This is a genomic window from Paenibacillus sp. JGP012, assembly GCF_014203995.1.
GTDB lineage: Bacteria > Bacillota > Bacilli > Paenibacillales > Paenibacillaceae > Paenibacillus > Paenibacillus silvae.
In genome coordinates this window covers 171,298-183,862 of the sequence record NZ_JACHKG010000001.1, presented here as the reverse complement: position 1 = coordinate 183,862, position 12,565 = coordinate 171,298, and the positions used below count along the sequence as shown (strand labels likewise).

The 12,565-nt window shown below is 46.4% G+C and carries 11 protein-coding genes, 1 tRNA gene and 1 pseudogene; 5 read left to right on the top strand and 8 right to left on the bottom strand.

Going from position 1 to position 12,565, the window contains the following annotated elements:
• Positions 1-66: 66 nt before the first annotated feature.
• The gene (locus HNR77_RS00820; RefSeq protein ID WP_111273028.1) at positions 67-354 is read right to left on the bottom strand and encodes a Dabb family protein; all 288 of its coding nucleotides are present in this window, start codon (positions 352-354) and stop codon (positions 67-69) included.
• Positions 355-677: 323 nt separating this feature from the next.
• Positions 678-1,082 (bottom strand): annotated as a pseudogene (locus HNR77_RS00815) (phage holin family protein); the annotation flags it as partial.
• 469 nt (positions 1,083-1,551) lie between these two features.
• Here HNR77_RS00815 and HNR77_RS00810 point away from each other — a divergent pair.
• Positions 1,552-2,148, top strand: a complete 597-nt coding sequence (locus HNR77_RS00810; RefSeq protein WP_184179785.1) for a helix-turn-helix domain-containing protein — start codon at positions 1,552-1,554, stop codon at positions 2,146-2,148.
• A 264-nt stretch (positions 2,149-2,412) separates the two neighbouring features.
• On the top strand, positions 2,413-2,610 hold the full coding sequence (locus HNR77_RS00805; RefSeq protein ID WP_184179782.1) for a hypothetical protein: 198 nt from the start codon (positions 2,413-2,415) through the stop codon (positions 2,608-2,610).
• Between the two features lie 59 nt (positions 2,611-2,669).
• Here HNR77_RS00805 and HNR77_RS00800 read toward each other — a convergent pair.
• Positions 2,670-2,754 (bottom strand) — tRNA-Leu (locus tag HNR77_RS00800).
• Between the two features lie 300 nt (positions 2,755-3,054).
• Here HNR77_RS00800 and HNR77_RS00795 point away from each other — a divergent pair.
• Positions 3,055-4,044, top strand: coding sequence for a Gfo/Idh/MocA family protein (locus tag HNR77_RS00795; protein WP_184179779.1), 990 nt, complete (start codon positions 3,055-3,057; stop codon positions 4,042-4,044).
• 94 nt (positions 4,045-4,138) lie between these two features.
• On the opposite strand, the gene HNR77_RS00790 is transcribed toward HNR77_RS00795, so the two are convergent.
• The 4 genes from HNR77_RS00790 to HNR77_RS00775 all read right to left on the bottom strand — a co-directional run bounded on the left by HNR77_RS00790 (position 4,139) and on the right by HNR77_RS00775 (position 8,158).
• Positions 4,139-5,764, bottom strand: coding sequence for a sensor domain-containing diguanylate cyclase (locus HNR77_RS00790; RefSeq protein ID WP_184179776.1), 1,626 nt, complete (start codon positions 5,762-5,764; stop codon positions 4,139-4,141).
• Positions 5,765-5,951: 187 nt separating this feature from the next.
• Entirely contained in the window at positions 5,952-6,680 is a 729-nt protein-coding gene (locus HNR77_RS00785; protein WP_311768558.1) for a spermidine synthase, read from the bottom strand.
• Positions 6,681-6,796: 116 nt separating this feature from the next.
• Positions 6,797-7,705, bottom strand: a complete 909-nt coding sequence (locus tag HNR77_RS00780; protein WP_111273022.1) for a LysR family transcriptional regulator — start codon at positions 7,703-7,705, stop codon at positions 6,797-6,799.
• An 18-nt stretch (positions 7,706-7,723) separates the two neighbouring features.
• The gene (locus HNR77_RS00775) at positions 7,724-8,158 is read right to left on the bottom strand and encodes a MerR family transcriptional regulator (RefSeq protein ID WP_253298854.1); all 435 of its coding nucleotides are present in this window, start codon (positions 8,156-8,158) and stop codon (positions 7,724-7,726) included.
• Positions 8,159-8,305: 147 nt separating this feature from the next.
• Between HNR77_RS00775 and HNR77_RS00770 the strand changes: the two genes are divergently transcribed.
• Positions 8,306-9,154, top strand: coding sequence for an SDR family NAD(P)-dependent oxidoreductase (locus HNR77_RS00770; RefSeq protein WP_184179769.1), 849 nt, complete (start codon positions 8,306-8,308; stop codon positions 9,152-9,154).
• 85 nt (positions 9,155-9,239) lie between these two features.
• Complete coding sequence (locus HNR77_RS00765; protein WP_184179766.1) at positions 9,240-10,403, top strand: oxalate decarboxylase family bicupin; 1,164 nt, start codon at positions 9,240-9,242, stop codon at positions 10,401-10,403.
• Positions 10,404-10,492: 89 nt separating this feature from the next.
• Here HNR77_RS00765 and HNR77_RS00760 read toward each other — a convergent pair whose 3' ends face one another.
• A complete protein-coding gene (locus HNR77_RS00760; protein ID WP_184179763.1) occupies positions 10,493-12,463 on the bottom strand; it encodes a PTS fructose transporter subunit IIABC in 1,971 nt (656 codons plus the stop codon).
• Positions 12,464-12,565 lie beyond the last annotated feature (102 nt).

Sequence of the window (12,565 nt, the reverse complement as noted above, 5' to 3'; positions counted from 1 at the left end):
TCCATAACGTCTCTTAAATCGCTCATGCAGATTCCCCTTTAAACCCGTAGTAAGATGTCTGACTGATCAGAACTCATAATCAACAGCAATGGATTGTTCTCTAACCTCGTTCATATACTTGATCACATCCTGATGAAGCGGGTGAACCTGGTATGCCTGAAGATCTTCCAGTGAAGCAAACTCCGCAGTTAAAGAAATATCGAATGATCTGTCTGAGCGCAGGACGTCAATCCCTACATCAAGTGAGATCAGAACATCAATCTTGCCTTCCAGATTACGAAGAACCTGAGCAGCAGCTTCAATACTTTCAGCAGAGCGATCTTTCATTTTGAACAGGACAATATGTTTAATCATCTGGCCAAACACCTCGTTTGATTTGATATAGTTGGATGTTCTTGCAATGTTTCGTGTATCCAAAATATATCATATCACTCTCTAATACGAAAGGATGCCTGCATGCGTTTTCCTAACACCAACATATTTAATCCTGCGATTCCTTCCTGGATTCCGGCTGCGCAGCAGAAGGCGCCTTCCCGTTCTCTGTTTTCTCACCTTCATTTCTCTGTTTTCTCACCTTCATTAGGGGGTGCTCCAACAACATGTTCTGTACCCGTTTCTGCATGTGAAGAAGGATTTGTGGAAGACGGCCCCGGCTTGGACCATTCGCGGTCAGGCAAACGCCCTTGTTCCTCCTGTTTTTTAAGCACAGCTATGGCCTGTCTAAGCTTGTTCGGCAGGGGCAATCCGATTTTGGCGTAATTTTCAGTAATGGAGATCAATTCATTCACCAGATAAAAGTAAATAGCCCCTCCTTTGATAATGTCGGTTCCCATAATCAGATCAATTCGGTGAGCCAGCAGAACAACCGTCAACATCAATCCCTTACGCGCGATCCCCCAGAAGCCAATCTTGCTATTGAGTCCCGTTCCCGTCCTCACAGCCGCCGCCAGACCTGTAACATAATCAACAGCCATAGCGATTGCAAGTAAACTAAGCAGCTGATCCCAGCCTCCAAAAGCAAATGTTATAAACGCGCCTGAAATGGCAGTAAACGTACTCACCGCTGGACTCACGTTCCTCACCTCTCCCTTGTTTTCTTTTCTCCGAGTACCCTTCAACTTCGCTTGGAGTACCCTACAATATATGTGAGAATGAGAGATTGTGACAGTTCAACTGCCTTACTGAGGATGCGGATTTATCATTTCAGATTTGCGCATATCAGAATCATTTCAAATTAAATAAAGCCTGTTTACGAATGAGAATTCAGAGACAAAAACAGCGTGATGTCAGCAAAAAACACATAAAAGTCCCAAAGACCCATAAATAGTTCTTTAGAATCATTTATCCTTGAATACCGTACAAATCATTCCATCATTTTTAGTGAATCATTGTAATCTAGGAATATACTAGGATGTGTTTGGCGTGAAGTCTAGTTCATAGTTCCCTCTTTCATCTGAGATCACGCACTTTCGGTTTTAAATCAGGTAACTGGGACACTTGAAGTGCATCTTTTTTTATTGTAGTATTTGGTTAAAAAAAATCGGAGGAAATATGCCTAATCAACCAGAACAACATTCCATCCAGGCGTGGTCTCTGATCAACCGTAAATATTTGGGAAAAGGTGTCCGTGTCAAGCGGTTCCGTAAACCGACACGCTGTCAAATCCGCAATCGTGTTCTTCTTGCCGTGCTGATGGCCAACGATATTAAATTGTCTCAGCTCGCCGAAGATCTCTCGATCTCCTCACGCAGTGTAAGCGCGTGGGTGTATGAAGGGCGAATACCCGGCAGCACCAATCTGGACAAAACCTGTCAGTTGCTTGGCTATCCGCGGCATATTCTCTTCAATGAAGAAGTCGTGCGTAACAGTCCTGTTATCTGTCAACCCGAGCCATCGCGCTTTATGAAGCGAACGGTCACCCGCTCCCCAGTGAGCAACCGTATTCTGACTGGCTTGTGTATGGTCCATGATTTGTCGGTGACAGATGTCAGCCACTGGATCGGGGTTCACCCCGGCACTTTCCGCAAATGGCTGCATCAGGGAACGCTGCCTTCTGCCGCGTTTCAGGAACAAGCGGAGCAATTTTTCCGCATTCCGAAAACTATTTTGTTCGCAGATATCATTCTGAAAGATCACCGGAACCAATAATTTACTAAAACAGCGAACAGCCAAAAGGCTTTGTCTCCCCCAGGGAAGACAAAGCCTTTTTAAATACTAGCAGTTCAAACGCTCCAGGTTAACCTGCTTATTTTTCGAAGACCTACAAATGTAACCGATGCATAGTTTTCCCGCAAATACCACAAAATGATATCATACAGCGAATTTCTGCTTACATATTCTCCACGCCTCCACATATAAGTCAGAAGATTGTGCAGCTGCTGTATACTCCTATCCAAAGAAACAGGTGAAACCATGAAGTCACTCAAACCGATCGGCCTCTCACTCGGCTTCCTTGCAGGTACCACATTCGGAAGCGGTATTGCGTTTCTGTTTCGCTTCGCCCCGTTGCCTCTGATGTGGTGTGTTTCCTTATGTGGCTTGGCTGGAATGTTATTTGGCTTGCTCACCGCCATTATTCGGCAGAGCCGTACCGAGGAGCATAGGCCATGAAAACAAAAAAAGGTTTGTACGCCACCACATTGGGTATAGTACAAACCTTTTTTATCTGATGCGGTCGAGAGGACTCGAACCTCCACGGGGGGTTAGCCCACACGGACCTGAACCGTGCGCGTCTGCCAATTCCGCCACGACCGCATATATTGCAGCTTCTCATCAACGATGAAAATTGCATCCGGTGAAGCAATTCCTTGTTTTACCGTAATTCAGAGTATACATGTTCCATAAATATATTGCAACAACTTTTTTATACACCTGTCTTAATAGGACATTTGTCCTTTTTTGTTCTTTGCAAACCGCCTATGTTTAGGAACGTACAGTTTGATCTACTTGAGAAAAAAGGATAGGAGGCTATATAAGTTTAACTATTCTTTTACACATTTCTGTCATCGGAGTGGATTTTGTGTAAATTCTTTTGTTCAACTTATATATCATGAGATGAAATCACAACTTTGCTTTGTCGGATCCGGCTTTCACGCCTCCACAAATATTTTCCCCGCCGCAATTGAAGCAGGCGCATACATTCAGGCTGTAGCTACACGCCACCACGAGCGCTCTCAGGCTGCCCTGGTCCGGTTTGGCAGTTCTGGTCACGCCTACGATGATGCAGGGCTCATGCTGGAACGTGAAACATGTGACGGTGTCGTTGTTGTTGCGCAGCCTGCAGATCAAACCAGACTTGTTACGGAATGTATACAAGCGGGTCACAATGTATATGTGGACAAACCGCTTGGCTGGAATGAAAAAGAAGCCTTGATGGTTGCCAATGCGGCAGAACAAGCAGGAGTTATCGTCATGGTTGGTTTTATGAAAAGGTACGCACCGGTTTATCAGCAGCTCAAGGCACTGATCGATGACGAAACGCTTGGCAAAGTCTGCTCATTCCAGATTAAATTCGCTGTAGACAGCACGCCCTTCTGTGAAAATGAGGAGCAGTTTATGAAGCTTGCCGCCATACATATGGTTGATCTGATGCGTTATCTGTTTGGAGAAGCCCTGCAGGTAACAGGAACGACTGTGCACAACGGAAAGTATATAAACCAGAGCATTTCCTTCATATTTGATAAAGGGATAACTGGCAGCGCTTATTTTACCGGTATGAGTGCTTGGTCACGTGAAAGTGAAAGTGTGCTCGTTACATTTGAAAATGGATTTGCCCTGGCGGATGAGATCAACAAACTCACAGTGCATACTTCCCGTAAGGGAGATTTGCTGCCATGGAAATCTCTTGGGCAACATGATTCAGTATATACACCCTCCAACAGCCCGATGTCCGGTGCATTGAGAGATCTTTACCTTAGAGGATTCGTTGGCGAAATGGCTCATTTCATCGCCTGCTGTCAGGCAAAATCCACTCCTCTCTCCAGCGCCCGGGATAATGTGCATACCATGGCTTTATGTGATCGAATTCTATCCTCTTTCATCTAACGTTCTTGCACAATTTTCTCAGGAGAGTTTACAAATAGAAGCAGACCCTGCTTTAAGGGCCTGCTTCTACTTCTGTTTACTGCTTATCTGTGTTCTATTTTTCTACCGACTGAATCACAACCGTACGATTACGCCCCTCTTCCTTCGCCATATACAACGCATTATCCGCTAAGTGGAACAATTCGGCTTCAGACCGGGCATGCAGCGGAAATTCAGCAATACCTGCCGATATCGTTACGGTGCGATCAACTGCCAGTACACTTTCTTCAACAGAAATTCGGATGCGTTCAGCTGTCTCATAAGCCATCTTCGAATCATAATTCCGCAGCAGCACTACAAATTCTTCCCCGCCAAAGCGGGAACAAACATCCTCAGGTCGAACAGACAGCTGGATCAGTCTGGCGATCTGTTTCAAGACCTCATCTCCGGTTGAATGACCAAAGGTATCATTAATTAACTTAAAACGATCAATATCCAGCACAACGATTGCAAATGAAATGTGCTCATGAATCCAGCTTTGTATAACCTCTTCGAAGGTTCTCCGATTATTCAAACCGGTTAACATGTCCGTTCTCGCGTCATACACGAGCTGATCGGTCTTGTTTCTGAAGTTAGCTATAGCTCCGAGCATGGCACGGGTAATCAAATCAGCCTCGCGGTTCCAGTGTGGCTTTACAACAGGCAATTCCCCCTGTCCCTTGTCTACCTGATGCACCAGATCAGCCAGGAACACAAAAGGCTGTACCAGCTTGCGTGCCACCCTGAGCACAATCAGAGTCAGCAATACAAACGGTATAGACGTGTAAAGCAACAACAGTCCGATCTGACGATTCAACTGATCATATACCATTTGAGTCGGCGATACGATAACTACGCCCCAATCGGTTGCAGGAACTTTGTAGTACCCCGCCAGAGAGCTAATCCCCTCGAGGTTGGTATACTGCTCCTGACCGGTCTGACCTTGCAATAGTTTACGGACCACTGTGTTTTCACTAATATTTGTTCCGATCCGGCTAATATTTGGATGGAACAACACGTTCCCTCTATGATCAACAATGAAAAAGTATGATCCGTTATTGGTCTTCAGTTGACTTCCAAACAATAAATCGAGTATATTATTCTCCTGCAAATATATGCTTCCACTAAGCACACCTTTATATTTTCCTGTCTTTTCAAAAACGGGTTCGCTAAGAAAGACGATTCTCCGCTTCGTACGCGGTGTCAGATAAGCATCTGATATGTATGAGGATTCTGCTTTAATGGCTGCTTTGGCGGCTTCAGAGCTAACAAATTTACCCACACTAACCTGAGCATACGGTGACATGGATAACACCAGCCCAGTCTCATCTATTAGTGAAACAGCGTTAAAATAATCACTGCTTTTGTCAATTAAATCCAATGTGTTGTTTAATTGCTCCTTATGCGTATAATCCACATCTTTAAGATAGTCTGCCCCCTGCTTCAAGCTCTTTTGCATCGATTCAAACAAAGAGTTTAACGTTTGACTCATCTGCACTGCACTTGCATAATTCAGCGAAAGAGTGCTGTCAATCAGCGCCTGTTTCTGAGTGGTATATGACGTAATCACCATGATGGTCAACGTCATCAACACCGAAATCGTGACGAGCCCGCTCATCAAAACGGTAAGACTGATTTTTTTGAGTTTTTTGAATTTTTTGACTTTTCTGCTTAATCTGGATATTTTTTTATTCACAATCATGTTTGCTTCCCCCGGATTTTCATAAAAAGGCATATCCATTCTATCTTATATTAAAGTTGTTAAGAATCAATAAAGAACATATGATATCTTCACATATAATTTATACGATTGACAATTTCATGACAAATTACAATCCGGGCGTCTCATCAATGACTAAGAGTCTCGCTCACCCTGACTAGAGTTTCACTCACCCCTCAATGATATAACCTTCCTCAAGACGTTGTTCCACAAAACCGGCCATTTGCTTTATATGAACATCAATCGGACGGTGGCTGCCGATCAGAATGCGATTCTGTACTTCATTCGGCTCCGCCGGAAGTGCAAAGGCACGAGTGCAGGTAAACTGCGTGCCAAGCGTTGTGTAGATCGCATTGACCAGCTTGTCATTTCCAGAACGGCCAAACACATTAAGCAGCACAGTACCATCTGCATCAAGCTTGTCCTTGACCATTGCAAAAAAGGATTGATTCGTAAACTGCTCTGGTGTGCCAGCTGCAGAAAAAGCATCAATGACAACATAATCATATGTGCCGGACTTTTCCTGCTTCAGTAGCTCGCGACCATCCCCCACCATGATCTCTGGACCTGTATATCCAAAAAAATGTTGACTTAGCCAGACAACCTCGGCATCAAGCTCAGCCACCTTGACCTGTCGATCAGATAGATAAGAAGGGATCGTGCCGATCCCGTGCCCCACCACAAAAACACGATGATACTGCGGATCATTGCGTTCCATTAGATGCAGCATCGCCCGCGGATACTCCAGCACAATTCTTGAAGGCCGCTCCAGATCAAGCGCTCCCTGAACCGCGTCGTCCGAGAACTGCAGTACACGGAACTGTCCCTGTTCCCCATAGAGCCTCCTTGTATCATATACCGTTAGCTCATGCTGTTCACTTTTATCCCGATATAACACTTTCAAGCTCTAACCTCCCTTCTATCCAAACCATCTGACTTCTCTTATCCTCTATAACTTCTTCTTTTATCCACTACTATTCTGACTTCTTACAACGCTTACCAATAACTTGCGAATCATATCTGCAACCGGGTAGCCTCATGTAATGCCTGCACATAAGCAACACCAAGATTGGAAAGTGACGTGCTCTTATGACTGATCCAGCCGACATTAATGGACTCCTCACATTCAAGCGGAACCGGGATAATCTCGTTACCGTTCAGATCTGCACTGAGCACTCCTGTGGAGATGGTATATCCGTTGAGACCAATTAACAGATTGAACAATGTTGCCCGATCATTGACCTGAATGCTTTTCGGATGTGATAACGTGCTTAGAATTTCCTCTGAAAAATGAAAAGAATTATATTCCCCCTGATCGAAGGACAGGTAAGGATAATCCTGAAGCTGTTCTATAGCCACAGATGCCTGTCTGGCGAGCGGATTGTTGACACTGATGAAGATATGCGGCTTCGCTGTAAACAGGCTCGTAAAAACAAGTCCCGCGTCCTTCAGCAATTTGTTAATGACCTTGGCATTGAACTCATTCAGATACAGAATGCCAATCTCGCTGCGAAGGCTTTTCACATCCTGAATAATCTCATACGTTTTTGTCTCGCGCAGGGCAAGTTCATATTCATCATGACCGTATTGTTGAACAAGCTGTACAAACGCATTCACCGCAAAAGCATAATGCTGTGTAGATACCGAGAAATGCTGAGGTGAAGGCTTGGCATTCAAATATCTATTTTCCAGCAGCTCTGCCTGCTCCACAACCTGTCGTGCATAACTCAAAAATTCTACCCCCTCCTTGGAAAGGGTAATGCCTTTATTCGTGCGCTCAAAAATCGTTATACGCATCTCCTGCTCCAGATCGCGGATCGCATTGGACAAGCTGGGCTGAGAAATGAAGAGCCGTTTGGCTGCTTCATTCATGGAACCGTGTGTAGCAACTTCAATGACATACTTCAGTTGTTGTAATGTCATGGCCTGCCCCTTTCTACGTTAAGAAAATGTGTTCTTTTTCTCCAATCCCGTTAGCAAATGCTCATCATTTATTTCGCATTTCTCAGGGAACATACTGCGCTGAGCGAGCTTATCGTCAATAAAATCAATCACTTGCTGCAGCGATGTGATCTGTGCCTTTACTTTTTGCTGATAATTGATCAGCATCTCCCGCTCATCCGGGAAATCATCAAGATCCGACTCCAGCGACATATGCAAAAATGGCTTCATTTCTTCCAGTGACATGCCTGTTTTCTTCAGACAAGTAATCAGACTCATCGTCTGGATATCCTGCTCGGAATAGACGCGGTGGCGGCTCGCCTTCCGCTCGGCACGGGGAAGAAGCCCGATCTTCTCATAATAACGAATGGTATCCTTGGATAAACCCGACCGCTCTGACGTCTCATGAATGGAAAACATGATATGACCACTCATTATCAGCCCTCCTGTAAACATAATTCTCTCTATCATACAATTTGGAGCCAGCTCCAAGTCAAGTCGAAAATTGTCTCTTGACTTGGAGTCGACTCCAAATTATAGAGTGTATTTCGAAATAACAATACATTCTTCACGGAGGTTATTATGAACAATACTCACTTGTTACGGACAGCCCTTGTTACAGGCTCCACATCAGGAATCGGCCTGGAGCTCACACGAAAGCTCCTAACAGATCAGTGGCAGGTTATCGGCCTGAACCGCTCTGCCTTTCCTGAACACCCCGACATTCAAGCCGCATTGGCCTCAGGCCAGCTGTACGCCGTACAAGCCGATCTGACGAACTACAGCAGCCTTCACGCTGCACTTGAGCATATACGTTTCAAGACCAAAGCCATTGATGTCCTGTTTAACAATGCCGGGGGAAGCACACCCAGACTTCTGTACTCGGCTCAAGGCCATGAACTGCATTTTGAGCTTCAGACTGTCGTTCCTTACATCATCTATCGAGAGCTTTACCATCTGCTGCGTGAAGGTCGGATGAAAACCGTAGTGAACACCTCCACAACTGCTTTTCGCATGCTGAAATCATTCAATCTTCAAACTCTGGAACAGCCTGCATCCTTTAAAAAGCTGTTTGGTCCCTATGCTGCATCCAAGCTTGCACTTTCGCTTTGGACTCAAGAAGCTGCAGCTGCTGCCAAGGCAGACGGCATTCATCTTCTAAGTGTGGACCCTGGCGGGAACAATACATTAAGAGCTAATAAATTATCGGGCATACCCTTCTATATCAAACCTGTCATGAAATTGTTTTTCCCTCCTCCAACGCGAGGTGCATCCCTGCTATATGCCGCCGGGCTCGGAAACACCACGCATGAGTCGGGCAGTTATCTTGTCAACAATAAACCAGCTCGCCTGCGTTTTACCGAGCAGAGTGCTGCTGTGCTGCACCGTGTAGAGCACATCTATAAGCATAAGTTCCAAAGTCCATCATAATTGCCAAGCCCCTGCTCATAGGTGTAATCATAGTGAAAATTCCGTGTCTCAAAGGATTGAGGCCAACAGCGGAAGGAGTTATGTCATGAGCAAAGGAAAACAGCCCAGCGGCCAGCCTTTCATCATACCGCAGCCCATTCGCAGTGATGGTGCAGGAGGGCCCGATTACGGTCCAAGGGACGTGCTGCGAGACATTCAGAATCCAGATATGCTTGTGCCCCCCAAGACGGATCATGGCTTGTTACCTAATATGAGAATGTCCTTCTCCGATACCCACATGCAGTTGAATCATGGCGGCTGGTCACGTGAGATTACCGTGCGTGATCTGCCCATTGCGACCACCCTCGCAGGTGTGAATATGAGTCTGACTCCAGGAGGGGTACGGGAACTACACTGGCATCAGCAATCCGAATGGGCCTATATGATTTGGGGAACAGCCCGGATCACTTCTGTGGATCAGAACGGGCGCAATTTTATTGCCGATGTCGGTCCGGGTGACCTTTGGTTTTTTCCTAAAGGACTGCCTCATTCCATTCAGGGGCTGGAGAACGGATGTGAATTTTTATTAGTGTTTGATGACGGGAGCTTCTCAGACCTGAATACACTCTCAATCACCGACTGGTTTGCTCACACCCCGCCAGAGGTACTTTCGTTAAATTTTGGAGTGCCTGAATCGGCCTTTCAGTCCATGCCCAAGGAACAGGTTTACATTTTCCAGGATACTGTACCCGGTTCACTCGAAAGCCAGGAGGTTGAATCTCCCTACGGCACGATTCCCCTTTCTTTCTCCTATCGCTTGCTTGCTCAGGAGCCTCTGATTACACCCGGAGGAAGCGTACGTATTGTGGACTCCACCAACTTTCCTGCCTCAACCACGGTCGCTGCAGCCCTTGTCGAGATCAAACCCGGAGCGATGCGTGAATTGCACTGGCATCCCAATGCGGATGAATGGCAGTACTATCTGACAGGTGAAGGCAGGATGACGGTTTTTGGCGGGGAAGGCAATGCACGTACGTTTGATTACCGGGCTGGAGATGTCGGCTATGTTCCTCTAGCCATGGGGCACTATATACAGAATACCGGTAAAGACACATTATGGTTTCTGGAAATCTTCCGCAGCGACCGTTTTGAGGATGTATCTCTCAACCAGTGGATGGCTCTAACACCGCGTGATCTGGTACGTGACAATCTCAATGCCCCTGCTGAGCTACTGGATGCCTTGCGTAAAGTGAAATGGCCTGTCGTATGAACATATAAAGAAAGCATCTCTCCATCGATGTTTCAAGTGGAGAGATGCCAGTGGGCTATCATTTATTTGTTGATGAGATCATCTAATTCTTATTTAACAAGTGTCGGTGCCTTTTTCCACAATCCCAGAATGAGACCGGAAACGACGGAACCAATAACCACCGCAAGCAGGAAGAGCAAGGCGTGGTTAGCCAGTGCTGCTACGAAAATACCACCGTGAGGAGCCGGTACGTTAATGCTCCACAGCTGTGTAAGTCCACCTGCTACCGCAGAACCGATAATACAGGATGTCAATACACGAAGCGGGTCAGCCGCCGCAAATGGAATTGCGCCTTCGGTAATGAAGGACAAGCCGAGTACATAGTTCGTCAAACCGGATTTACGTTCTTGCTCCGTGAATTTGGATTTGAAAAATGTTGTAGCCAGTGCAATCGCCAGCGGAGGAGCCATACCGCCTGCCATAACCGCTGCCATCCATGCGCCGTCAGTGTTGCCGCTGGAGGTAAATACACCAATGGCAAAGGTATAAGCCGCTTTGTTAAAAGGACCACCCATATCGATCGCCATCATACCGCCAAGCAGCAAACCAAGCAATACTTTGTTACCAGTCCCCAGATTACCAAGTGCATCTACAAGCCATGTGTTCAGAGAACCGAAAATCGGATCAAAAATGTAATATGCAATTGCACCAACAATCAGCAAACCAAGCACGGGATAGATCAGAATCGGCTTCAAGCCATCAATCGCTTTAGGCAGACCTTTCAGCGCTTTGCGCAGACCGAGGATCACATAACCTGCGAGGAAACCGGCAGCCAGACCGCCAAGGAAACCGGCATTGGAATTGACAGCCATCAAACCGCCGACCATACCCGGCATCAGGGCCGGACGATCACCGATACTCATTGCAATGAATCCGGCAAGCACAGGGATCAGGAAGTGGAACGCTCCGTCTCCGCCGCCAATCGTTTGCAGCAGCTTCACAATGGGATTGTCAGGACTTGCAATCTGCTCAAACAGGAACGAGATCGCCAGCAGGATACCACCGCCAACAACAAATGGCAGCATGTGTGAAATACCGTTCATCAAATCTTTGTAGATTTTGCTGCCCACGCTCATTTTTCCAGCACTTGCAGCTTCATCCTTGGAGCTTCCGCCTTGACTGCGATAGATCGGTGCATCTCCGTTGACTGCCTTGCGAATCAGCTCTTCGGATTTTCGGATACCATCACTTACCGGTCTTTGCAGCACAGGTTTGCCGTCAAAACGATCCATCTCAACATTTTTGTCAGCTGCGACGATAACACCTTTGGCACGGGCAATCTCATCGGCAGTCAGTACATTCTGTGCTCCTTCAGAGCCATTGGTTTCAACACGAATGTTGATTCCCATTTCCTGAGCCTTTTTCTTCAACGCATCCTCAGCCATATACGTATGAGCAATACCGGTAGGGCAGGCTGTAACGGCAACAACAAAATCCTCGGAATTTGCATTGCCAACAATGACTCCAGCGTTGCTTTTTACGTTGTTGGCACTACTGGATACCCCGGCCCCCTGTGCTTCCTTCTCCGCTTTGGCTTTCTCTTTCTCAGCTTCCTTCGCAGCAGCCTCTGCCTGCTTCGCATCAAACAAAGCGCTAACTTCTTGAGGCGTATTCGTATTCATCAGCTCCGAGATGAAATCGCTATCAACTAGCAGCCTTGAAAGAGCCGCGAGTGTGCGGAGATGGGTGTTGCCAGCGCCTTCAGGAGCTGCAATCATAAAAAAGATGTGAGCAGGCTGATCATCCAGCGCTTCGAAATCAAGACCTTTGCTGCTTTTCGCAAAAACAACCGTTGGTTCATTCACCGCTTTTGTTTTGGCGTGTGGCATAGCGATACCGCCACCGATGCCTGTGCTGGATTCCGCTTCTCTTTTGTAAATCATTTCCTTAAACAGCACCGGATCATTAATTCTTCCGCTCCGATTCAGACTCGCAATCAGCTCATCGATGGCTTCGTCTTTGGTGGTTGCTTGCAGATCCATGATCATCGCTTCTTGAATCATTAAATCAGTGATTTTCATCTTGGAACACTCCCTTGAGTTCGGTTGGCCTGCAGCAGCAGGCCATCCCCTTAACTGTTCTTGATCGTTATTCATGTGTTAATCGTTCATACTCTGATATAA

What these genes read in the sequence shown, in the direction of transcription:
- HNR77_RS00780 (WP_111273022.1), bottom strand. Translation starts at nt 7,705, where the DNA reads ATGACATTACAACAACTGAAGTATGTCATTGAAGTTGCTACACACGGT.
- HNR77_RS00770 (WP_184179769.1), top strand. Translation starts at nt 8,306, where the DNA reads ATGAACAATACTCACTTGTTACGGACAGCCCTTGTTACAGGCTCCACA.
- HNR77_RS00805 (WP_184179782.1), top strand. Translation starts at nt 2,413, where the DNA reads ATGAAGTCACTCAAACCGATCGGCCTCTCACTCGGCTTCCTTGCAGGT.
- HNR77_RS00810 (WP_184179785.1), top strand. Translation starts at nt 1,552, where the DNA reads ATGCCTAATCAACCAGAACAACATTCCATCCAGGCGTGGTCTCTGATC.
- HNR77_RS00790 (WP_184179776.1), bottom strand. Translation starts at nt 5,764, where the DNA reads ATGATTGTGAATAAAAAAATATCCAGATTAAGCAGAAAAGTCAAAAAA.
- HNR77_RS00760 (WP_184179763.1), bottom strand. Translation starts at nt 12,463, where the DNA reads ATGAAAATCACTGATTTAATGATTCAAGAAGCGATGATCATGGATCTG.
- HNR77_RS00775 (WP_253298854.1), bottom strand. Translation starts at nt 8,158, where the DNA reads ATGAGTGGTCATATCATGTTTTCCATTCATGAGACGTCAGAGCGGTCG.
- HNR77_RS00795 (WP_184179779.1), top strand. Translation starts at nt 3,055, where the DNA reads ATGAAATCACAACTTTGCTTTGTCGGATCCGGCTTTCACGCCTCCACA.
- HNR77_RS00820 (WP_111273028.1), bottom strand. Translation starts at nt 354, where the DNA reads ATGATTAAACATATTGTCCTGTTCAAAATGAAAGATCGCTCTGCTGAA.
- HNR77_RS00765 (WP_184179766.1), top strand. Translation starts at nt 9,240, where the DNA reads ATGAGCAAAGGAAAACAGCCCAGCGGCCAGCCTTTCATCATACCGCAG.